This window comes from Flavobacterium frigidum, from assembly GCF_048286795.2.
The window spans coordinates 115,317-139,234 of sequence record NZ_JBLVPT020000005.1; the positions used below are offsets into that span (position 1 = coordinate 115,317).

Here is a 23,918-nt window from a genome sequence, read left to right on the forward strand (position 1 = left end):
TTTATTTTGGATTTAAATATTTTAAAGTTTAAGATTGAAAGATTATCTCTTAAAACAATCAATAATTTGATAGGCAACTCGTAATGCTTCAGTTGCTTGATCTAAAGTAACCACTGGAGTTGAGTTAGTATTGATAGCATCGGCAAACGATTCTAGTTCATCCAGAATGGCATTGTTTTGTTCTACATCTGGATTCGAGAAGTAAATTTGTTTTTTTACACCTTCGGCATTTTGTAAAATCATATCAAAATCGCCTGGAACTTCCGGAGCATCTTTCATTTTTACCACTTCACATTTCTTTTCCAAGAAATCCACTGAAATGTATGCGTCTTTTTGGAAAAAACGTGATTTACGCATGTTTTTCATCGAAATTCGGCTTGCTGTTAAATTAGCTACGCAACCATTTTCGAATTCTATTCTAGCATTTGCAATATCTGGTGTGTCACTAATTACCGAAACGCCACTGGCACTAATATTTTTTACTTTAGACTTAACAACACTCAAAATAGCATCAATATCATGAATCATCAAATCTAAAACTACAGGAACATCGGTACCACGAGGATTAAATTCAGCCAGACGGTGTGCTTCAATAAACATTGGGTTTTCAATCATGTTTTTTGTAGCGATAAATGCTGGATTGAAACGCTCCACATGACCTACTTGTCCTTTTACATTGTATTCATTGGCTAGAGCGATAATTTCTTCAGCTTCTTCAACGGTATTTGAAATGGGTTTTTCAATAAAAACGTGTTTACCCGATTTAATTGCAACTTTTGCACATTTATAATGAGAAAGCGTTGGAGTTACAATATCAATTACATCTACTGCGTGAATAAGAGTGGCGATGGTACTAAAATGTTTGTATCCAAATTCTTTCGAAACCTTTTCTGCATTTTCTTGATTGGGATCATAAAAACCAACCAATTCGTATTGATCAGATTGTTGTAATAAACGCAAATGTATTTTTCCTAGATGACCAGCACCTAATACTCCAATTTTCAGCATAACGATGTAATTTTTACAAAAATAGCAATAAAATGATTAATCTATTATCGATATGAGACAATTATTCCGTTAAATTTAATTTTAAAATCTAACATTTGAAATCAGAAATTCTTTGCTATTTTTACCAAAATAAAATAGTAAATTTTGAAAGATACAGCCAAGCATCAAGGACTTCGCAATCAATTAGTAAGCGTTTTAGAGCAAAAAGGGATTGTCGATAAAAATGTTTTGGATGCTATAAAAAAAATCCCAAGACATTTATTTTTGAATTCCAGTTTTGAAGATTACGCCTATCAAGACAAAGCTTTTCCAATTGGAGCAGGCCAAACAATTTCGCAACCTTATACAGTTGCTTTTCAATCTCAATTATTAGAGGTAAAAAAAGAGCATAAAGTTTTAGAAATCGGAACCGGTTCAGGATATCAAACTGCCGTTTTGTGCTTATTAGGTGCTAAGGTTTTTAGTATTGAAAGACAGAAAGAATTGTTCAAACAAACTTCAATACTATTTCCAAAATTGAATATTCGTCCTAAACATCTTTCTTTTGGGGATGGTTACAAGGGCTTACCAAGTTATGCACCATTTGATAGTATTATAGTTACAGCAGGAGCGCCGTTTATTCCTCAGCCGTTGATGGCGCAATTAAAAATAGGAGGTAGGCTTGTAATTCCGTTAGGAGAAGATGTTCAAATAATGACCTTACTTATTCGAAAAAATGAAACCCAATTTGAAAAACATGAATTTGGTGAATTTCGATTTGTTCCTTTATTAGAAGATAAAAACTAAAATTCCATCTTTAATATTCTTCCAAAGGGAAATCAGCTAAAGATGGATTTTATTGACCAATAATACTCAAATAGCGTTCTAGACTTTCTTTTTCTATTTGAGCGATGAATAGTAAAAAATCTTCTTTATAGTTTTTAGTTTGTGCAGTTTCTAGTGTTTGATAATAGCGCATTCTACTTTCATAATCTCCTTTGATATTGGCAATGATGTAGCCATGTTGCAATAAAACCAAGTTCATTACTAAGCGCGAAGTCCTACCATTGCCATCAATAAAGGGATGAATAGTAACCAAACGTTCATGCATTTCGGCAGCCAAAACTATGGGATGTAGGGTTGATTTATTAGTTTCATACCAAATAAAGAAATCTTCCATTTCCTTAGCTACCAAAAAAGGTTGGGGTGGCATGTGACTGCTTCCTTGTATCATTACTTGAACTTTTCTATAACGCCCGGCATCTTCGGGTTGAATGCCTCTCAAAATAAGATTGTGTATAGACAGTACTTCGCGTTCATTTATAGAACTATTTTTTTGCATCAAATCCTTGATATAAGCAATTGCTTCTTGATGATTAATGACTTCTAGATGTTCCCGCATACTTTTTCCGGAAATCGTTAAACCTTCATTGATAACTAAATCTGTTTCGCGCAAAGTCATTGTATTTCCCTCGATGCGATTACTTTCAAACGTATATTCTAGCTCTAATGCTTGTGCGATCCTGTAGCTATCAAACTGGCGAAACCCATCTAGTTGTGTCTTTAAAGTATCTATTTCATCTAAAATTTTTTGAAGTGTAGTAGATACTTTTTTCTTTGTGGGTTTGCTTTGATATCTAATTTCCTGCTCCGCAACTAATAATGCTTTTAGTGCGAACTCATCTTGACCTATTTCGTAAAGAATTTTTTCTTTCAGCCAAGCAACCATGATCGTTTCTAAGTCAATATCAAGAAGTGTTGCGAGCTTGACCACTTGTTCTCGAGTGGGTTTTCTAGTGCCACTTTCAAACTTGCTTATTAAAGCTTGGTCAATTCCTAAAAGTTGCGCCACTTCTCTGGTTTTGAGTCCTTTTTGTGCTCTTGCATTTTTGAGAAGTGTTTTCATTTTAAATATGTTTTAAATTGTCTTGACAAATTTAGTCATTTTTTTGACAAATAAAAAAATTTAATTCATTCTTTTTTCAATTTAAAATGATTTTTTGATTCGGTCTAGATCACGTTTTGTGTCTTGTTCTTTTAGGGATTCGCGTTTGTCGTAGGTTTTCTTTCCTTTGCAAAGTCCAATTTGTAGTTTTGCCAATCCTTTTTCATTGGTAAACAATTTCAAAGGAACTATTGTAAGACCTTTGGCTTGAACACTTTTTAGTAGCCCTTTCAATTCCTTTTTTTTCAAAAGCAATTTGCGTTCGCTTCTTGCTTTGTGATTGAATTGGTTTCCAAAAGTATATTCTTCTATGTATGTATTTATTGCAAAAAGTTCACTATTACTAAATTCACAAAAGCTCTCTGTAATATTTGCTTTTCCCAACCGAATAGATTTTATTTCGGTACCTGCTAAAACAATTCCAGCATTAAATGTTTCTATTATTTCATAGTCGAATTTAGCTCTCTTGTTGAATATGTTTACAGTTTTTAGCATACCGCAAAGGTAACAAAAATTAAAGATTTAGCAACGGTTTAAGGCAATTTCAAGAGTTGGTGCGTAATAACGTCTCCTACAATGGTCACAATATAAAGATTTCCAAAAGTACCATCAGCAATATCTGCGTATATATTTTGGTTGATTATTTGATTGACAAAATTTGGAGTAGTATTACTGTGTCCTACAACAAGAATTGTTTTGCCCAAAGTTTCTTTAAGGAATTCATTTTTAATGATGTTTTTAGGGTTGTAAAGTTTGATTTCTATTTTTTTTGCAGCCGCAGTCTCACGAGCAGTTTGAACTGTTCTATTATAATCAGTAGCATATATTTGATCAAAATTAATTTCAGCAAATATCTCGTTCCAAAGTTTGGCTCTTTCTAAACCTTTTTCGGACAAGTCTGGATTTTGAGAATTATCTACTTTTTCAGCATGTCGAATGAAGTAATAGGTAGTAGCTTTTTGTTGTCCAAAACTTAATTGGAAAACAAAAAAAGCGAATATCAAAAGTAGTTTTTTCATAAAAATGAATTTAAAAAAATTAGTATTTACTGATTTTATACCTTTACAAAATGGAAAATTTAAAATCAAAAGATCCGCTACACGGTATTACACTTCAAAAAATAGTAGAACAATTAGTAGCACATTATGGGTTTGATACTTTAGGGGAACTCATTAAAATTAAATGTTTCACTATTAATCCGAGTATAAAATCCTGCTTAACATTTCTTAGAAAAACAGATTGGGCTCGAAAACAAGTTGAGGAGTTATACCTTAAATCAGCATCGAAGTTCGTTCAATAAATTTAATTTAATTTATAAGAGACCATTACACCTCCACGATAAGGCAACCATTCGCCACTTTTATTATAGTTCGTCACAGTTTCATAACGCTCTCCTGTACTTATAAAATAACCTTTATAGTATCCTTGATGCCAGCCACCTCCTAGAAAACAATCCAACATGAATTTGTCATTAAGTTTTACCTGGTAGCCAATTGTTGACCCAATAAAGTAGCCAAATCCCTTTTCATAAAGATCTGTATTTAGATAATTCCATTTTTGAAAATTATAAATACTTGCCCCAATGTGCGCACCTGCATAAAAACCATTGTGCTTTTCTTTGAAATGGTATCGATATTCAGGCGTGAACGTGTAAAATTCCCGAGGTTTACCGTTTACTGATTTCCAAAATGACGCTAGCACATCAACTTGTAACGTCGATTTTTCTCCAATGCTCGTTTCGATACCTATATTGGGTAGCGTCAAAATTGTTGTAAAAGCATTTGCTTTTATGTAGGTTTGTGCAGTCAATAGCATAGAGCTTAGAGCAAAAGAAAGGATGAATAATTTTTTCATAGGTTGTAAAATCGTACTTTTTATGTTTTACTGAGTTTAAAAAGAAACGCAAATGTAGCACTTAATATTTTGTTTAGTTTTAAGTTTTTGTGCTTCGTGTATGTTTTAACGTATGTTAAGATTTTAAATAGATGCTACTGTGGAAACTATTTATTTAGAATAGAATAAATTACAGTGTCTAAAAACCGTCCTTCAAAAAATCCATTTTCTTTTAAATGCGCTTCTTTCACAAAGCCATTTTTTTCTAAAACCTTTGCAGATCCGTAATTTTCTGGGTCAAGTACAGCCTCAATAGAATGTAATTTCATCACTTCAAAGCCATATTTAACCACTTCTTTCACTGCTTCAGATACAATTCCTTTTCCATGGTATTCTGGGAGTAACATATATCCAATTTCTGCACGATAGTGTTCTGGTTTGATCATATAATGACCAATTATCCCAATTAATTTTGCATTATTTCTCAACGTGATCGCCCAATTAATTCCTTCATTACTGTCAATTTTTCCATCTATCATGGCAATATGTGCTAAAGCATCTTCATCCGTTATTACCAAGGGTCTTGGTATGTACTTCATCGTTTCTGGATTGGATCGCAAGGCGAAAATCTCCTTTATGTCATTAGAATCTACTCTTCTTAAAAGCAGGCGTTCGGTTTCTAAATTGGGAAAAGGATTAAAATTGAGAGTTAACATATTTACATTTTTTAATTAAAGGATTTCAATACTGAATTTTGAATGGAAAGTTCCATTGGATTCTAAAACTTTAATACCTTCTTTTTCAAACAAATTTCCAGAATTTGCATTCGTGTCAGAGTAGCCAAACCAAGGTTCAATACAAATAAAAGGCGCGTTCTTTTTGGTCCAAATTCCTAAATTTGGAAAGTTCTCAAAATGTACTCTTAAAATTGGATCCTCATTTTCTAAAATCGTCAAGGATTTTGATTTTAATGTTTTGAAAATCAAAGCATCATTTGCGAATAATTCATAATTCAACGGAATTTGTTTATTCTGAACTTCTAATTTTTTCGTTTTATTTGAAATTAAATCATTCTCCAAAAGGTAATATTCTAATGACTCTTCTGTGTCGAAAGCAATAGCATAGCTTTCAAATTTGTGTGGTAAAGCAAAAGCGGGATGTGCTCCAATAGAAAACGGCATCGTAGATTTCCCTTTGTTATTTACTTTATATACAATGGATAAATTATTTTCCTCTAATGTATAAATCAGCTGTAATTCAAATTCAAAAGGATATACTTTTAATGTTTCTTCAGAAGATTGAATAGAGAAAGTTGCGCTATTTTCTGTCGAATCAATTAACTTAAATTCCATTTCCCTAGCAAATCCATGCCTAGACAATTCGTAGTTTTTTTCATTATGATGAAAAGTATTGTTTTTTAGAGAGCCAACAATTGGAAATAAAACTGGAGAATGTTTTCCCCAAAATTCAGGATTTCCCTCCCAAATGTATTCTTTCCCTTGACTCGATTTTAATGAAATCAATTCAGCTCCTAAATGTTGAATTTGCGCGGTAAGCGTATTGTTTTTCAGTGTAGTTATCACAAGAGGTATTTGAAGTTAAATTTTATTGTAAATATATTTTATAATTTTTAATTCTGATTCTACCGCACCAAGATTTTATTGTTTTGATTAAAATCTATTTTTAAAATAGCTCAAAATCCTCTTTTTTTTCATTTATTTGTGATATAAATTTTATAAAAATGAAAAATATTCGCTTCGGAGTCTTATTACATTTGACTTTATTATTCGGAGTTGCGTCTGTTTGGGCGCAACAAACCCCAACAAATTCTGCTAATACTGCAGTTTCAAAGTATGATTATCACGATGCTTTTGCTCCACATTTTTATTCTAAAAATGGAACAAGTACTCGTTCAGCAAGTGGTCAGCCGGGTGCCGAATATTGGCAAAACAGAGCTGATTATCAATTGACGGCTAAACTAGATGAAAAAAACAACGAAATTTCTGGAACAGGAATTATTACATACACCAATAATAGTCCTGATAAAATGGCTTTTGTTTGGATGAATTTAGATCAAAATTTATTTAGTGCAGATTCTCGTGGAAACGCTTTAGTCCCTTTAACTGGAAGTCGAAATGGGGCAAGAGGTCAAGTTTTTGATGGCGGTCACAAAATTAAATCAGTAAAAGTAATTGCCACCGCAAACGGAAAATCTACCGAAGTCGATGCCAAGTACCTAATAACAGATACCAGAATGCAGGTTTTTCTTCCGCAAGGATTAAATGCAAAAGGCGGTTTGGTAAAAATTAAAATTGACTTTTCGTTTATAGCTCCTTATGAAGGTTCAGATAGAATGGGTGTTTTAGAAACTAAAAACGGTAAAATATTTACTATTGCACAATGGTATCCGCGTATGTGCGTGTATGATGATGTAAGAGGCTGGAATACCAATCCATATTTAGGAGCTTCAGAATTTTACTTAGAATATGGAGATTTTGATGTAAGTATTACAGCGCCTGCTAATCATGTAGTGGTGGGTTCAGGTGAATTAATAAATCCTACAGCTGTTTATTCAACTGTTGAACAAGGCAGATTGGCTCAAGCCAAATTAAGTGACAAAACGGTTTTTATACGTACTGCTGAAGAAGTAGCCGTTTCATCAAAAAATGCACCTACAACTACAAAAACGTGGAATTATAAAATCAAGAATTCTCGTGATTTTTCATGGTCTTCTTCTGCATCATTTATTTTAGACGCTGCAAAAATTAATTTACCAAGTGGTAAAAAATCATTAGCAATTTCGGTTTATCCAGTAGAAAGTGCGGGTAACGCTGCTTGGGGTCGTTCTACCGAATATACTAAAGCTTCGATAGAAAATTATTCTAAAAGATGGTTTGAATATCCTTATCCTGCAGCTACTAACGTGGCTGGAAACGAGGGCGGAATGGAATATCCTGGAATCGTTTTTTGTAGTTGGGAGTCTAAAGGAGCAGATTTATGGGGAGTTACAGATCATGAATTTGGTCACATTTGGTTTCCTATGATCGTGGGTTCTAATGAAAGATTGTTTGCTTGGATGGATGAAGGTTTTAATACGTTTATAAATTCATTGAGTTCACTTGATTTTAATAATGGTGAGTATAAGGAACCAAAAGCGGATATGCAGCAAAGAGCAGAAGTATATACGAGCCCAAATCTTGAAACGATCATGAGTTCTCCAGATAATATGAAGGAGAAAAATATTGGTCTATTGGCGTATTCGAAACCAAGTTCTGGATTGGTTATTTTAAGAGAGCAAGTTCTTGGAAAAGAGCGTTTTGATTTAGCATTAAGAACTTACATTGAGCGTTGGGCATACAAACATCCGCAACCAGACGATTTCTTTAGAACAATAGAAAATGTTGCAGGTGAGGATTTGAGTTGGTTTTGGAGAGGTTGGTTTCAATACAACTGGCGTTTAGACCAAGGTATTAATGGAATCAAATATGTAAAAAATGATCCCAAACAAGGCGTAGTAATTACGATTGAAAATTTCGAAAAAATGGCTATGCCAGTAAGTTTAGACGTAAAAACGAAAAGTGGTAAAATAACTCGAGTTACTTTGCCTGTAGAAGTATGGCAAAAAAATAAAGTGTGGTCTTTCAAGCACAATTCGACTGAGGAAATTGCAAGTATTACATTAGATCCAGACCATGTTTTACCAGATAGTAATACAGCAAATAACGTGTGGAAAGATGACAAAGGCACGATTGAAAAAGATGTTATCTTAGATGGTTATCTTGGTACCTTCTCAACAGCTATGGCCCCGATTAAAATTACGCTTTCAGAGAAAAACGGTGCATTAAATGTTTTGATTACAGGCTATCCAAGTTTTTCAGCAGAATCAGTTGGCAAAAACAAATTTGAATCAAAACAAGCTGGACTTACCTTTGAGTTTAATGAAAGTTTAAGTGGGTTTGAAATGTTAGTTCCTGACGGAAAGAAAATACCGTTTACAAGAGATAAATAAACAGGTATTATAGATATGAAAAAAGACTTGTAGAAAATTATTCTACAAGTCTTTTTTTTTACTTTTTTTCTAAATCTATTCTGGAATTTGTTGGCTTAAGCAATGCAAAGTTCCAAATCCCCAAATTAAATCAATAGCGCTGATTCCGATTATTTCTCTATCCGGAAAACATTCTGCAAGGATGTTCAACGCTTTTCGGTCATTACTGTCGTTAAAAGTAGGAACCAAAACACAATTGTTCAAAATCAGGAAATTGGCATAACTCGCTGGCAATCGCAAGCCGTCAAATTCCAAACGTTTTGGCATCGGTAAAACCACGATTACCGGTGATTTTCCATTTTCCAGTTTGGCGTTTTGCAAGCGTTTTAAATTGTCTTGTAATGGTTTGTAGTTATGATCCGTTGGATCTGTTTCTACAATAGTCACAATCGTATCTTCGTTTACAAATCGGCATAAATCATCAATATGTCCGTGCGTATCGTCTCCTTCAATTCCGTCGCCCAACCAAATCACATTCGTAATTCCAAGATATTCCTTGAAAACCGCTTCATAATCTGCTTTGGTAAAATTTGGATTCCGAACTTGAATATTAGGATGCATCAAGCATTCTTCTGATGTCAATAAAGTTCCACGACCGTTAGTGTCAATCGCACCACCTTCAACAATTACCGGTTTTCCTTTGTACATAACTTGCGTCAAAGGAATATTTAAGAATTCGCCCACTTTCGCAGGAACAAATTTGTCTAATTGAATGTTTTTATATTTGGCCCAACCATTAAAATTAAAGTTCAAAGCTTCTCTTTCGGTTCCGTTTTTTACAATAATCGGACCCGAATCACGCATCCAACTTCTATTGGTTTTATGAATGATGTAAGAAACATTTGGTAGCGCAACATGAGCTGTTTCCAGCATCGTATTTACTTTTTCTTTTTGGTTTTCATCGGCAACTACTAAAAATACTTGCTCGTAAGTGGCTACTTTTTTAATAAATTCTACAAAAGCCCATTGAATCGCTTCGTATTTTCCTGGCCAATCCTTACCGTTGTGCGGAAAACACAGTAACATTCCTTGTTGCTTTTCCCATTCAGCGGGAAATCTTCTATTATTTGTAGTCATACAGCGTTTCTAATTATAAAGACTGCAAATATAAACATTCAGTAGGATTTTAAAATAGTTGGCAACCATTCATTTCAGACATTCTATAAATTTATAAGAATAGTTTTGGTAATGATTATATAATATTGAGTTAATTTTTGTTGCGCTTCGGCTAGTTATTTTTGAAAAAAAAAATATACTTATGAAAAAATATAGTATTACACTATTAGCTGCAATTATGATTTTGTCAAGTTGCGAAAATGACTCTAATAAAGAGGAATCTCCAGAGTTGGTTGTTAATGAAAACGCTGCCACTTTCAAAGAAATTGGTTCCATTACAATCGGTGGCGCCGGAGCGGCGGAAATAAGTGCGTATGATGAAGTTTCTAAAAAGTTATTTACTGTAAATAACAGTAATACGAATAGGATTGATGTTATCGATTTATCGAACCCGTCCAGTCCAGTATTTGTAACAAGTATCGATTTAACTCCGTTCAATGGAGCTTCAAATAGTGTGGCGACTTATAATGGCAAATTAGCAGTGGCATTAGAAGCAAAACCAAATAAGCAAGATGCCGGAAAAGTAGTTGTTTTTGATACGGCTAATTACAGTGTCATCAAAGAAATTACGGTTGGTGCTTTGCCGGATATGATTACTTTTTCTCCAGACGGAAATTTCATCATGACTGCTAATGAAGGAGAACCAAATGATACATATTCAATAGATCCGGACGGTTCTGTATCTATTATTGCCGTTAATGCTAATTATGCAGTAACGACTTTAAGTTTCGAAAGTTTTAGCAAGCAATTAAGTACGTTGAAAACGAAAGGATTCAGAATTGCAAGTCCAACTAATAATTTTGCTTCTGATATTGAACCGGAATACATTACGATATCTGCAGATTCAAAAACGGCTTGGGTAACTTTACAAGAAAATAATGGTGTTGCTAAAATTGATTTGCCTACTAAAACAATCACAAATATTTTTCCATTGGGTTATAAAGATTATAATCTTGCCGAAAATGCTATTGATGTAAGCGATAGAGATGGTGGTGTTTTTGCGAATACTTGGAAATTGAAGGGAATGTTTCAACCTGATGCGATTACTAATTTTGAAATTAATAAAGTTTCTTATTTTGTAACTGCAAACGAAGGTGATGCCAGAGAATATACTGGTTTTGTTGATGTAAAAAGAATCAGTAATTCTACAGTTGTGCTTGATCCAATAGTATTCCCTAATGCTGTAGCTTTAAAAGTTGAGGCAAGTACGGGTAGATTGAATATCAATACTAAAATGGGTGATACGGACGGGGATGGTGATTTTGATGAATTGGTTGCTTTTGGAGCCCGTTCTTTCTCCATTTGGAATGGAAACACTGGGGAAATTGTATTCGACAGTAAAAATGAATTAGACAAGAAAGCACAAGAATTGGGTATATATGATGATGCTAGAAGTGATGATAAATCTGTAGAGCCAGAATCAGTTGTGGTAACTAAAATGGGCGACAAGACGATTCTTTTCGTCGGTTTAGAAAGAGCTGATGCGGTTATGGTGTATGATGTTTCGAATCCTGCTACGCCAAAATTTTTACAGACTTTTAAAACGGGTGATGCGCCTGAGGGCTTACTTTTTATTCCAGCTTCAAAAAGTCCAACCAAAAGAAGTTTAGTCGTGGTAAGTAGCGAAGGCGATGGTGTTGTTAATATATTCCAACCGGATTTGAATTAGATTTTGAAGTTTACATTAAATATAAATCCCTGCTTAGAAAGATTTCTTAGCAGGGATTTTTTAGTATCGAAAGACAAATTAGTCAATCGCTCTTTTTGTAATATCTCCAAAAGCGTCTATTCTTCTGTCTCTAAAGAAAGGCCAGTTCTGACGCACATTTTCTTGTAGGTCTAAATCTACTTCGGCAATTAAGATTTCTTCTTGATCGTGTGAGGCTTGCGCCAAAATTTCACCTTGTGGTCCCGCTATAAACGAAGATCCCCAAAACTGAATTCCCGCTGTGTCAGGTAAATATTGTTCTAAACCAATTCTATTTGCTGCTGCAACATAAACGCCATTTGCAACGGCATGACCTTTCATCACACTCATCCAAGCGCCATGCTGGTTTTCGCCATATTGCTCTTTTTCTTGTGGATGCCATCCAATTGCTGTTGGGTAAAACAAGACTTCAGCACCTTGCAAAGCAGTCAAACGAGCCGCTTCTGGATACCATTGATCCCAACAAATTAAGGTTCCTATTTTTCCTTTTTTGGTTGGAATTGTTTTAAAACCTAAATCACCAGGTGTAAAATAGAATTTTTCATAAAAATGAGGATCATCCGGAATGTGCATTTTGCGGTACAATCCCGCTTCTGAACCATCGGTATCGATTATGTACGCGCTATTGTGGTAAATTCCTGCCATTCTTTTTTCGAAAAAAGGAACAATAATAACTACACCTAATTCTTTTGCCAATGCGCTAAAAGCAATAAACGAAGTGCTGTACAATGGCTCTGCTAAAGCAAAATTATCTACATCTTCACTCTGACAAAAATAATGACTGCTGTATAATTCCGGTAACGAAATCACTTCGGCACCAAGTTTGGCGGCATCGCGAACCCAACTGATGCATTTTTTCAAGTTGTTTTCGGCAATATCATTAAGATTCAATTGAATGACCGCTATTTTGTACTTTTTATTTGGCATGACTAAAATTTTAGACTGCAAAAATAGGGAATTTTATAAAGAGTAGAAAATAGGGTATTAGCGAATTTGTTTTTCTGAAGGCTCGCTTTTTCATTGCAGTCCTTTTTTAGGTAATTATATTAGCACGTTACCACTATATTTTAATTATTTTTCCGGTTTGAGTCTCGCCTTTAGCGGTACTAAGCTTATAAATATATACGCCAGAAGTAAAATTAATAAGCGTGATTTCTGAGGATTTTGAACTAATTGTATTGGTTTGCATTAACTGCCCGCTGCTATTAAAAAGTTGTAATTCGCTAGCGCCTTCAGATTTAGCTTCAATTAAAAGTTTGTTGTCTTTTTGGACCAAGGTTGGAGTAACCAAAAATAACTGTTCGAAGTAATAATTAGTCTCGAATAAAGAAGAGTCGAATACGGTTCCATCACTTAAAGTTAGCTTTATAAAATAGCGATTAATTCCTACTGTGGGCTTGCCATCTGTTGCGGTAATTGTTTTTGAATTGATGTTAAAGATGGTATTTATTGAAGCTTCTTGATTGTTTTTTGTTTTTAGTATTTCTATTTTTTTTATTTGAAAAAGACTAAAAAGACTAGCACTAATTTTAATTTGGTTCTCTGAGTCGATTTCAGCTAGAGTTGATTCAAAATAACAATCTGTATTTGGTGTTGTGACTACCGTTGATTCACTTTTGACACCTTCAATTCCTTTAAAAACAGGTGTTACCGTATAATTTGTGGCATCTGTAAACGTGTAGGTATTGGTTGTTATTTGTTCTTTAAATTGTAAGCTGTTGTTGCGCAATGTATAAATATTGAAAGCGGTTACAGTTGGTGGAGTAGACCAAGTAATTTCGGTAATTTCATTGCAAACCAAAGTTGTGATAACGTTTAAGTCGTACGAAAAAATAAAGGAATCGCTAATGTATTCTCGTTCATTAATCTTCATTTTTAGTTTAGCTTGCGCAAAAAGGGGTTGAGCTGGTAAGTACAAATAGCGTTGATTTTGTATGTCGATATTATTTTGAATCTGTGTCCATGATAATCCATCGTCGAAGCTAATAGACAGTGTACCATCTGTATTTGTTTGGTTGGTTTCCCACTTAAATGGAGAAGGATTTTTTCCGTCAAATGGAAAATTATCATTTCGTTTTGGATAAAGCCATTCAAAAGTATCGGCTAATTCATAATCATAAACAATACTGTAGTTCTGAAAATCATTTTGCAAAAGCTGACTTTTTACTGTTAAAGTATAAGCTTGATCTTGAGGATTTGTTAGCTCAATTTGTTCAATGGTATTAAGATGGTCTGTTGCTTTCGTGGCAGGTGCATCTGGATTTGTGGCATTAAGTACCCAAGGCAAAACGGTTTCAGTAGATGAATTTAAAGTTAAATCGAGGTCGTTTACCAAACAAAAGGTACTATTCGTAGGCGCCTCGAGATCAGTCCAAACTAATGATATTTTTAGATTCTTTGCTGAAGTAGGCAATTCTATTTGATGGGTGTTAGTTTGCATGGATCCGATTTTACCCAAAATAATTCGATTGTCATTAATCGTATTCAAGCATTTTGTTGCATTAATGTTCCCGAAACCGTAGGTGTAATCAGGACCTTTATTACCTAAATCTTTAGCACTATTAATTAAAATGGCTTTGGCAGTATCATTTCGAAGCTGCTGTTTGTTTTTTGAAGTATGCAGTTCGTTCATCAATGCGATAACGCCAGTAATAATAGCTGCGCTATTTGATGTACCTTCTGTACTATAGGCTACTATTTCGGGTTTTATTCGCCCGTCATTAGCAGGTCCTTTTGACGAAAAAGGCATTATTTGTTCATTAGTATCTATGCAACCAACAACAATGCTGTTTTTAGAGTTTTTGAAGTTGCCTGTAATGGTTTTGTAGCCCTCAATCCCTTTATTTCCCGCCGAAAATACATGATTTATCGTAGTGTTTTCAAATAAATTTTTGTCGTAAGCGTTAGCTAGGAGGCCATAAAAATTTTCAATAGTTGTTCCGTATGAATGATTTTGAACGGTTACACCTTGCAGGGAGTTTATTGGATCAGGAAAAAGTGAATTAAAGTTAGAGGATTGAATTTTTGCTTTTGGTGCAACACCTTTGCCTAATACAGAGCTGTTGCCTAATCCTGCCGAAATAGTTGCCATAGCAGTAGCATGGGAGCCTACTTTTGCTGACTCTGTATTGGAGAAAATATATTTACCGAGGAGATCAATATCGGTAGTATCAAAGAAATCATCTTTAATAGAAATAATTTGATTAGCGCCTTCGATGAGCGGAAATTTTTCGAATAGTCCGTTTATTTGATTTACGGTTAAATTTTGATCTCTAATTTTAGATTCAAGAGTCGGAATGAAGGATTCTGTTGTGATTGATAATACGAAGGGTAATGGTAAAATATGCTCCTGTAGTTTATTTAAATCAGTATGTAATACAATGATATCACCAACAATCTTATGCGCTATTTGCAACTTGTTTAATGTGGCTTGTAGTAAATTGGTGTTGGAAGTTGAGAGATTGAAATTGATTTTTTTATTTTTTTTTAAAGTTTGTTGTGGTAGTTTCCAATTATCGTTGACTGGATAAATTTGTTTAGTAAATTTTGCTGATGATTCTTCCGAAACTGATATGATACAAAATTGTGCGTCTAATTGTTTTACTATTTGTTGTTTAACGGCCACTGCATTAGGAACAGTGGTTAAAAAGAAGCTTGAAGCTTTATTTTGGTCTGTTGAAACGATTAAATGTTTCCACTGATCTATTTTTTGAGAAAATGTAATCAGAGGAATTAAGAGTAGTGCTAAGATGATTTTGAAATTCATGTGATAAAGTATATTAATCGCTGTTTTTTTTGAGACTAAAATGTATCGCTTTAATTTATTTTCTGACGATTTATTTGTGAGAATTTGGAATTTAACATGAATTTAGCAGTATTGGATTAGGTCTTATTATATTTTAACAACTTACAAAAATTATGTTAAAAAATATAAATTAACTGTCAAAGCACTTGCTTTTTAACGAAATATAAATTTTTTATATTATACAAATATAAAAAATAATTTCTAATTGTACTTTTCATTTTATTAGTGAAAAATAAATGTTTGTTATTTTATTATTTAATTTTAATAGATATTATTTTTATTTAACAATAAAATTGCTGTATTGATAATTGGGTTTAAATTATAATTTGCTACTTATTAATTGTTTTTCTACTTATTTGTTTAATTTGTAACTTTTTTTGTTAAAATTGTTTATTTTATAAAAATATTATTTTCGTACAAATTTTATTGCTTAAATTCGGCTTTTGATTTTACAAAGTGCTCCAAAAATAACTATTTAACTTTTCTTAAAATTAACCAAACTATGAAAAAAATTAAAACAATTTTAATGTTGTCTTGTGCAGTTTTAGCTTTTGTATCTTGTACAAAAGATGATGAAACTACTGCTGTACAAGCGGAAGCAACAAAAGTAACACCAGATATATTAACTAAACTTGGTGCGCTTTCATTCAATACCAAAGATGTGAAAGCGATTAAACATACTAATGCAAATGGAATTTTAGAAGATGCTTTCTTAATTGAGGGGGATATAATCATGACCAAAGAACAAATTAATGGCATGAATTTGCATGGTGGCATTACTACGGAGCAGTACCGTACTACAAATCTCGTTTCAGGACCAAGAACTATTAAAGTTGTTGGTTTATCAGGTACTGGTGCATCTGCTCTTAGTGCGAACATGCGTTCAGGTTTGCAAGCAGCAATTAATCGCTACAATAATTTGAATTTGACATTAAAATTCTCTTTGACATTTAGTTCAAGTACTACAGGTGCTAATATTGTTGTGCGCAGAGAAGTTGGTGGAGCAGGCGGAGTTGCAGGATTCCCATCAGGAGGGAATCCATACAATACGGTAACTTTGTATTCAGGTATGGACACATATTCTGTTGGAGTAAACTCGCATGTAGCTGCTCACGAAATTGGACATTGTATTGGTATGCGTCACACTGATTGGTTCAGCCGTCAAAGCTGTGGACAAAATAGCAACGAGGGAACTGCTGGAGTTGGAGCGATTCATATTCCTGGTACTCCAACAGGTTATGATGCTACATCATACATGAGAGCTTGCTTTAGCGCAAGTGACACGGGTGCTTTCAATACTAACGATGTTACTGCTTTAAATTATTTATACTAACAATAGTTAAAAGCGAACACTTTGTAATAATTTAAAAGGTTGTTTCTCTATTGAGAAACAGCCTTTTTTTAAATAAGTTCTTTTTTAAAGCTATTTTTTGTTTGATAAACAGTTTTGGCTGTATAATTGGGAATGTATATAATTGAAAGTTTCGTTTTGAGTAATTTAAAACATTTTTTGTATTCTATTATTTTTTAAATTATTAGTGTTTTAATTGTTTTAGTTGATTAATTATATTTTCTTTATAAGAAAATTACACGGTTTGTTTTCATTAAAAAAAATACTCTTCTGTTCTCCTGGTATGTATTATTAGGACTGCTTTTTGGAATTAAGACGTTACTAGCAAATACGATACACACTTATAATGAGACTAAGGAATTTGCACCTTCAGTTTCTTTTAGTTTTAATAATGATGATAAATCAATAATCATAACCAACAAAAATAGATTTCATTTCTGTATGAGACCTTACTGGAATGATATACTCGTCAAAATCGGTTTCAGACGATTTAGTTCTAAATATACCCATTAAATGAGCATTTGAAATAACTCCTAAATTCGTTGATATGTCAGCAATATTTTCATCCTTAATATTTTCAAGCATATTAAAATTTTTATCTTCAAAGAATACTACAAATCTTGAAAAAGTTGTTATTGAACAAACTTTACCATTTTTACAGATTTTTACGTTAATAGTAAATGCAATAAAGTTTTGGTTAATTGAATGTCCAGCAGATATTATTGGAAGATGGTCAACAAGACTTGTTAATTCAAATTCTTTTTCTTAAGATTCTTTTTCAATAGTGAAACTTATTAGTTCTACTTCTAAAAGTTGAAATTGGTCTTGCATATATTTTTGTTTTTTTATCGTTTCCGTTTTTGTCCTCCAAACTGACCGCCAAATTGTATATAGAAGAAATAAATATTCTTATATCTACCTGAATATGGGTAAATTGGCAATGTTTCTTTTGCTTTATTTTTTTCTCAAATGTATTAAAATTTTCTTACAAATAAGTAATCGTCTTTTTATCAAATATGAAAAGTTACAGATTCTACACTCTAATAAAGCACTTTATTCGAAAACTTTATTCTGAAAAAAATCGTTGTCAAATAGCCCAGATGGGAGCAAATACGCTTTTTAAAAATGAAACTCGAGAGAGAGTTGCTTTATAAAAAGATACTGCGGACCTCGGGGTGTTATTTTAATGTATTTAATAGTTCTTTTTGGTTATATACATTTCCTTGTTTGATAATAGTTTCTATTGTTGATAGATTTCTAATATCCTCAAGTGGATTTTTATTTAAAATTATTAAATCTGCAACTTTGTCAACTTCGACACTTCCCCATTCATTTTGTTCGTCGAAGAATTGAGCAGGAATTAAGGTTGCTGACTTTAAAATAGTATAATTATCAATTCCTAACTTTGACCAAAATAACATTTCGTCGTGCATTGAAAAGCCACTTATTTGAAACAAACCTGATGGATCACTTCCAACAAGTAATAGACATTCGTTTTTATACAATTTTGTAAAAATTAATTTTTGTTTTTCAAATTTTGCCTTGTAATTTTCACCATATTCTAAAAACTTTTGTTCTCCGACTTTTTCAATTTTTGCTTTCAAATCTTTTTCCCATTTGTCTATATAGGATTTTGGTGCTTTTTGATAAGTTAATCTAGTTTTGTAATCATATGGATATTGATAATTAAAAACAGTAACAAAATAATCAAATGTTGGGCAATTATAAACGTTGTTTTCTTTAGTTAATTTTATATTTTCATCTAAGTTGTTAATGTTTTCATCATTTGGATAAGCAGATAAGTGTTCAATACTTTTAAAACCTGATTTTAAAACTTTGCTCATTGAAACGCTGGATGGATAGTGTCCGCAAACGATTTTCTTTTCTTGATTTGCACGCACCATTAATTCATCAAATGTATTTTCATCCTTAACAGAAAATAATTTTATAAAATCTAAATTGTTTTTCTTTACATCATTAAATATGCTGTCAATCTGATTTGTGGAATTTTGTTTGCTGAAAATATAACTATAATGTATTGTAGGTTTGATTTTTTGATGCATATTTTCTTTCAATTCTGCTTGATTTACATCAGAATTCATAACTCTTATTTGAGTAACACCTGCTGAAATATTTAATAATAATAGAGTATCTAAAGATTTCTTTTCGTGTAAGTGAACGTGCATATCTGCAAGCCCAGGCATTAAGTATTTATTTTTTGCGTTTATTATTTTTTCTGTTTTATCAAGTGTCAATTTTTTAAAATCATTAATCTCAATAATTTTTCCATTCTCAATTAAAACACTTTTGTTCTTTAAGATTGTATTTTGATTTATGGGAATAATATTTACGTTTTTAACAACAGTTCTTTGTCCAAATAATTGAACTATTGCGAATAAATTTATTAAAATCAATAATTTGTTTTTCATATGATATTTTTTTTACACTTGCCATCAACTTGTATATAGACTAGATAAACCTGTGTTTATCCACACAAAAATGACTTGATCGGCAAGGTATGCTTTGGTTTATTTCTTTTCAAATATATTAAAACTTTCTTACAAATAAGTAAGCCTCTTTTTTATCCTATATGAAAAGTAACAGAATCTAAACTTTAGCAAAGCACTTTATTCGAAAACTTTATTCTGGATAAAAATCGTTGTCACATAGCGCAGATGGGCGCAAGTATCCTTTTTATAAATGAAACTCGAGAGGGTTGCGTATATAAAGATACTGCGGTTCCCGCATTTGCTCCTCAAAAAAATTAATAGCTTTATACTGTTGTTGGTATTTACTTGCGGTGCTAAATGCGGTATGTATTATTTATCCGCTGTTAGGTATAAATTTGCTATTTCTTCGATGACATTTTCTGGACGAGAACCGACTAAATTTGTCAAAATCACTACTGAAACATTATCTTTTGGATAAATGTATAAAGCATTTCTATTACCACCGAGAGAAGCAATTACAGGGTTTTTGAATCTTGAAGAAGAATAAAAACCAATCGAACTTTGGTTTAGAAAACCGTCTTCTTGATATAGTTCTCCATTTTCTAATCGAATTGGAGTACAAAGCGTTTTAAGATTTTCAGCATTAATTAATTTATGATTTTGCAATGCAATTATCCATTGCGCCATTTCAGTTGCCGTTGAATAGATTCCACCTGCAGGAAATAAATTTGAAGGCATTGGTTGATACACATTGGTTAGAATATTATTTCTAAAATAAGAATAGGGCTTTGCGGAGTGCTTAATTATGTTGTAAAAATCGCCTATCCCAGCTTTGATGGAGTTCTTCATTCCCGCTTTTTTATACTGGTTTTCTGTAATGAATTTTTCAAATGACTGTCCGCTTATTTTTTCAATAAGCATTCCAAGTATAAGGTAATTCGCCTGACTGTCTCTATATTCTTTTCCAGGTTTAAAAATAAGAGGCAATTCTTTTATTTTTTGGAATAAAGTTTCACTATTTTCAGACAACATATTTCCTTGGGAATCCCAAATTTCAGGAAGTCCTGATTGATGAGTTACTATTTGTTTTACGGTAATATTTTGCCAAGTTTTAGGAAGCTTATCCAAATATTTTGAAATAGGTTTGTCAAGATTTAATGTGCCATTTTCTACTAATTGCATAACCGCAACTCCTGTAAATGCCTTAGTAATGGAATTAATGCTAAAAACAGTCTGGCTATCAACCTCAATTGAATCTTCGACTGATGCTAAGCCGTAATTACTGGTTTTAACAATCACATTATCTTTAATTACGGCTAATTGCAAACCAACAATTCTATTTTTTTGCATCAAGTCTTTTATTGCAACATCAACTTTGTCAGCTTGAGAATAAGTTAAATTGCAAACCGTAAAATAGGCAAGGAGTAGCATTGTTTTTTTCATATTTTTTTTATATAGTTGGTTTTAAATAGTCTGAAGTCGGGAGTCGCAGGAGAGCTAGGATTACTTAAGATAATTTCCTTTCCTTCTGCTATCAAGCGAATGTTGTAATTTGTCCCTGTCAGTTTTGTTATCAAGTTTCATTTGAGCATTTTTTATTTTTTCTTTTAAAAAATCACCAAGCTTTTTATTATTTGCGCATTTAAAAGTAAAATAAAAGTTTAATTTTAAAATAGTTGAATATTTTAAAACACTAACTTCAATATCATTAATTAAATCGTCTGTATATTTAAATATATTTTGCTCATCAATATCCATTAGAGTTAGATAAAGAATGAATAATTTGTACTGATTATTTTTAGAATCTACTTTGAGTGAATCAATCTTTTTAATTATTAGATTTTCAATATTATGTTGTGAAACATTATCAGACATAGTTACTTGCGTTATAAAAGGCAAGAATTTTGTAATTATTTCTAAAATATTTTTATTTTCTGCATTCTCTATTTTTGATAATTCACATTCAAATTCTTCATGAATGAAGAAGCCAAAATTAATGTATGTCTCAAGTAATAGATCAATAATTTTTGAAAGTAATTCTGAATCATTTACACCATCCATAGTTTTAAATACTCTTGCCAGTATAGCAATATATCTTTCATATACTTCAGAATCAAGTTTTGCAACATTGAAAACTCTTTTTAAAGACACATCACTTTTAATATTGTTTATGGGGTCATATTCATCATAAATTAAATCTTTTTGATTATTTTCTAATGAAACGACCGGTTTTAGAGCTTTTGCAATATTATTGAGATTTACATCATTTTTATCAGAAACTTTTGAAATCAATATTAATTCTGAAGTCCCAATTTCTTTATAAGCATTATTGATATTTGAAAAATAATTTTTAGTTTTTTCAAATATTTTGGAAAGAAATTCAGAATCATTATTTCTAATCCCTCCATAAATTTCAAATTCATTTTTAAAAGAAAGATAAACCTGGTCCTCTAGAAGTTCGTCTCTAAAAGTAATATCTTCGGACATAGATTGAGCAATAAAGAATTCAAAAATTCCATTTAATCTGAAAGTAATTCTTTCATTTTCTTTCATTTTTAAAACTCCGGAATTAATTAAGTATTCAAGTATTTCTCTTGATTGAGCTTTGACACGATTATTTGTTTTAAAATAATTATCAAGTTCTGATAATACCTCGACATATGTTTTAGTGTATTGGTTTGTATTATTGTCTTCTAATAAAAATTTCGCCAAATGCGCACAAATACTTTTTAACTGCCCAAATGAAACTTTACTAGACGTTAAAACATTAATTTTCTTTTGTAATATTTCGTCAACACATAAATCTAATAAATTGTAAATGTTTTTTGATAAATCAATTTGCGATTTTTTATGTATCATCAATAATAAAGAAACGGTCCAATAATTTAGAGGCAGCTCAAGCTGTTTACAAAAGCTAATTATTTTATTTAAAATGTCGTCTTGAGTTTTTTTTATAGATACCTCATTTTTTTCAATATATAATCTAACATCATTCCTAGAGATATCATGAAGATATATTTTTTTATATTCTCGAGCATCAAATTGATAATCATCATATAATCTTGATGTTAAGTAATCACTAGTGAGTACAAAATTAACATTTGGATATTCCGTTAAAAAGGCGTCAATTGTTTTTGTAAATGGATTATTTGGATCAAAATTATCAATAAGTAATCTAAAATTATGACTTTTAATTAATTCTTTAGTTTTTTGTCTGCTCAGTTCATAGTATTTTTTTATATCATCAATTAATGAATTAGAATTCTCATTTTTAAAATCAATATAATATGGAATATTACCATTTTTGATATAGTTTTTTAAATGATATAATTGGATGTACTTAAGTATTGAGGATTTTCCGGACTTATCTTGACCGTAAATAAAATAATTATTTTGGTTCTTTAATAAAATTTCAAATTCAAATTTATCGCTTTCCACATTTAAATTTTCACTTATATCTTGTTTAGGTCTTGAACTAATTTTTGGATTATTGAATAAGTCTAAAAATGCATAATCATTTTCTTCATCATAATTATTTGTGAGAAGTAAATCTTTTGAATTTAAGAGTTCTAAATTAATTTTAGAATTGATTTTTTCTCTAATTCGATTTTGTTCATTTTTTTCTTCACCGCAAGGAATCCTTACGCTAACTTCTTCTATAAAATTAAAATTATCATTTTCTTTTATAAAATGGTATTTATATACATTTGCATTTGATTCATTTTTTTCATCATATTCAATTATTGAGAAACCAATAAAATCTTTTTCCCAAGTTAACGATGCGGGTGAAACATGAGCAAAAATCCCATTATTTTGTTTGTAATGTGTAGTTATTTCAGATTCATGGATATGTCCTGAGAACATTATATTGCAAGATTTAAAAATTAAATTTTGTAACTCACTTTGATTAAAATCTTTAAACCAATGAATAGGATGGTGTAGTACAATAAATTTACACTTTATATTTTTTAATTCAAACAAAGCTTCTTCTAATAAAAATTTAGGGAATAATAACTTCCCATTTGATGAGTCATCAACTGATCTCCATGAAGAGTTAATTGATAAAATTCCTATTTCACTATCGTTTATTTGTTTTTTATGAATGGAATATAAATCATTAATTTTTACGTTTTTATTGTTTTTATAATAATCTTTAATAAATAGATTGTAATTCTCGGTTGTTTTTATTGCTGTATGATAATCATAATCTTTATTTTTGAAGAAGTCAAATAAACTATCACTGCTTTTTATTTTATTTTCAAATTTTTCTTCTAAGCTATCTGATTTGTAGGTTCTATCCATATCATGATTTCCAGCACATAAGATTATTTCATTTTCACTGATTTTTAATTCTTTACAAAGTTTATCTAAAAAAATATTTTTTGCATCTGTAAAATCTTTAGAATTAGTTCCACTGTAAACCAAATCTCCGGAAAATATCACTAAATCAATTTTTTTATCTAAACTAGTTAAAAATGATAATAATTTATTTATCATATCATGTTGAGTAAACTTTTCGTACGATTCAGAATTGAAATGTAAATCCGTGAGATGTAGTATATTCATTATATTTTTTTTATGTTACAGTTCAAAAATACTAAATAAAGGTGTAAGTATTTGATGATATTTTTTTTGTTTAGGATGTTTATCACTTTTTTGTCATCTTTTAATTAAA

19 protein-coding genes are annotated in these 23,918 nt (G+C 31.5%); 6 read left to right on the forward strand and 13 right to left on the reverse strand.

Annotation, left to right across the window (positions count from 1 at the left end):
* Positions 1-42: 42 nt before the first annotated feature.
* Positions 43-1,008 (reverse strand): Gfo/Idh/MocA family oxidoreductase, encoded by a 966-nt coding sequence (locus ACNQGB_RS07855; protein WP_417947119.1) that lies wholly within the window; start codon positions 1,006-1,008, stop codon positions 43-45.
* Positions 1,009-1,152: 144 nt separating this feature from the next.
* Between ACNQGB_RS07855 and ACNQGB_RS07860 the strand changes: the two genes are divergently transcribed.
* Positions 1,153-1,794, forward strand: a complete 642-nt coding sequence (locus ACNQGB_RS07860; RefSeq protein ID WP_309759002.1) for a protein-L-isoaspartate(D-aspartate) O-methyltransferase — start codon at positions 1,153-1,155, stop codon at positions 1,792-1,794.
* A 49-nt stretch (positions 1,795-1,843) separates the two neighbouring features.
* Here the strand turns inward: ACNQGB_RS07860 and ACNQGB_RS07865 are convergent, their stop codons facing one another.
* The 3 genes from ACNQGB_RS07865 to ACNQGB_RS07875 form a co-directional block, all read right to left on the reverse strand.
* The gene (locus tag ACNQGB_RS07865; protein WP_417944209.1) at positions 1,844-2,893 is read right to left on the reverse strand and encodes a Fic family protein; all 1,050 of its coding nucleotides are present in this window, start codon (positions 2,891-2,893) and stop codon (positions 1,844-1,846) included.
* An 81-nt stretch (positions 2,894-2,974) separates the two neighbouring features.
* Positions 2,975-3,427 carry an SsrA-binding protein SmpB gene (gene smpB / locus ACNQGB_RS07870; protein ID WP_309760254.1) on the reverse strand — a complete coding sequence of 151 codons (453 nt, stop codon included), beginning with the start codon at positions 3,425-3,427 and terminating at the stop codon, positions 2,975-2,977.
* A 38-nt stretch (positions 3,428-3,465) separates the two neighbouring features.
* Positions 3,466-3,951 (reverse strand): SixA phosphatase family protein, encoded by a 486-nt coding sequence (locus ACNQGB_RS07875; protein ID WP_417944208.1) that lies wholly within the window; start codon positions 3,949-3,951, stop codon positions 3,466-3,468.
* A gap of 50 nt (positions 3,952-4,001) precedes the next feature.
* Here ACNQGB_RS07875 and ACNQGB_RS07880 point away from each other — a divergent pair, with 50 nt between their 5' ends.
* Positions 4,002-4,232 carry a VF530 family protein gene (locus ACNQGB_RS07880; RefSeq protein ID WP_417944207.1) on the forward strand — a complete coding sequence of 77 codons (231 nt, stop codon included), beginning with the start codon at positions 4,002-4,004 and terminating at the stop codon, positions 4,230-4,232.
* Positions 4,233-4,234: 2 nt separating this feature from the next.
* Here ACNQGB_RS07880 and ACNQGB_RS07885 read toward each other — a convergent pair whose 3' ends face one another.
* From ACNQGB_RS07885 to ACNQGB_RS07895, 3 genes are all read right to left on the reverse strand, one after another.
* Positions 4,235-4,786 (reverse strand): DUF3575 domain-containing protein, encoded by a 552-nt coding sequence (locus ACNQGB_RS07885; RefSeq protein ID WP_417944206.1) that lies wholly within the window; start codon positions 4,784-4,786, stop codon positions 4,235-4,237.
* A 146-nt stretch (positions 4,787-4,932) separates the two neighbouring features.
* Entirely contained in the window at positions 4,933-5,481 is a 549-nt protein-coding gene (locus ACNQGB_RS07890) for a GNAT family N-acetyltransferase (RefSeq protein WP_417944205.1), read from the reverse strand.
* Between the two features lie 15 nt (positions 5,482-5,496).
* Entirely contained in the window at positions 5,497-6,348 is an 852-nt protein-coding gene (locus ACNQGB_RS07895) for an aldose 1-epimerase family protein (RefSeq protein ID WP_417944204.1), read from the reverse strand.
* A 158-nt stretch (positions 6,349-6,506) separates the two neighbouring features.
* On the opposite strand from ACNQGB_RS07895, the gene ACNQGB_RS07900 reads away from it, so the two are divergent.
* Positions 6,507-8,774 carry a M1 family metallopeptidase gene (locus ACNQGB_RS07900; protein WP_417944203.1) on the forward strand — a complete coding sequence of 756 codons (2,268 nt, stop codon included), beginning with the start codon at positions 6,507-6,509 and terminating at the stop codon, positions 8,772-8,774.
* Between the two features lie 75 nt (positions 8,775-8,849).
* Here the strand turns inward: ACNQGB_RS07900 and ACNQGB_RS07905 are convergent, their stop codons facing one another.
* Positions 8,850-9,890 (reverse strand): agmatine deiminase family protein, encoded by a 1,041-nt coding sequence (locus tag ACNQGB_RS07905; protein WP_417944202.1) that lies wholly within the window; start codon positions 9,888-9,890, stop codon positions 8,850-8,852.
* 181 nt (positions 9,891-10,071) lie between these two features.
* Here ACNQGB_RS07905 and ACNQGB_RS07910 point away from each other — a divergent pair, with 181 nt between their 5' ends.
* Positions 10,072-11,598 (forward strand): choice-of-anchor I family protein, encoded by a 1,527-nt coding sequence (locus tag ACNQGB_RS07910; RefSeq protein WP_417944201.1) that lies wholly within the window; start codon positions 10,072-10,074, stop codon positions 11,596-11,598.
* Positions 11,599-11,676: 78 nt separating this feature from the next.
* On the opposite strand, the gene ACNQGB_RS07915 is transcribed toward ACNQGB_RS07910, so the two are convergent.
* Positions 11,677-12,564, reverse strand: a complete 888-nt coding sequence (locus ACNQGB_RS07915; protein ID WP_417944200.1) for a carbon-nitrogen hydrolase — start codon at positions 12,562-12,564, stop codon at positions 11,677-11,679.
* 133 nt (positions 12,565-12,697) lie between these two features.
* Entirely contained in the window at positions 12,698-15,403 is a 2,706-nt protein-coding gene (locus ACNQGB_RS07920) for a S8 family peptidase (RefSeq protein WP_417944199.1), read from the reverse strand.
* A 541-nt stretch (positions 15,404-15,944) separates the two neighbouring features.
* Between ACNQGB_RS07920 and ACNQGB_RS07925 the strand changes: the two genes are divergently transcribed.
* Both ACNQGB_RS07925 and ACNQGB_RS07930 read left to right on the forward strand, forming a co-directional pair.
* A complete protein-coding gene (locus ACNQGB_RS07925) occupies positions 15,945-16,775 on the forward strand; it encodes a M57 family metalloprotease (protein WP_417944198.1) in 831 nt (276 codons plus the stop codon).
* A gap of 565 nt (positions 16,776-17,340) precedes the next feature.
* Positions 17,341-17,562, forward strand: coding sequence for a hypothetical protein (locus ACNQGB_RS07930; RefSeq protein ID WP_417944197.1), 222 nt, complete (start codon positions 17,341-17,343; stop codon positions 17,560-17,562).
* Between the two features lie 409 nt (positions 17,563-17,971).
* Here ACNQGB_RS07930 and ACNQGB_RS07935 read toward each other — a convergent pair whose 3' ends face one another.
* The 3 genes from ACNQGB_RS07935 to ACNQGB_RS07945 all read right to left on the reverse strand — a co-directional run bounded on the left by ACNQGB_RS07935 (position 17,972) and on the right by ACNQGB_RS07945 (position 23,809).
* Positions 17,972-19,222, reverse strand: a complete 1,251-nt coding sequence (locus tag ACNQGB_RS07935; protein WP_472777095.1) for an amidohydrolase family protein — start codon at positions 19,220-19,222, stop codon at positions 17,972-17,974.
* Between the two features lie 390 nt (positions 19,223-19,612).
* Positions 19,613-20,686 carry a serine hydrolase domain-containing protein gene (locus ACNQGB_RS07940; RefSeq protein ID WP_417944195.1) on the reverse strand — a complete coding sequence of 358 codons (1,074 nt, stop codon included), beginning with the start codon at positions 20,684-20,686 and terminating at the stop codon, positions 19,613-19,615.
* A gap of 60 nt (positions 20,687-20,746) precedes the next feature.
* Positions 20,747-23,809 carry a metallophosphoesterase gene (locus tag ACNQGB_RS07945; protein ID WP_417944194.1) on the reverse strand — a complete coding sequence of 1,021 codons (3,063 nt, stop codon included), beginning with the start codon at positions 23,807-23,809 and terminating at the stop codon, positions 20,747-20,749.
* Between the last annotated feature and the right edge of the window lie 109 nt (positions 23,810-23,918).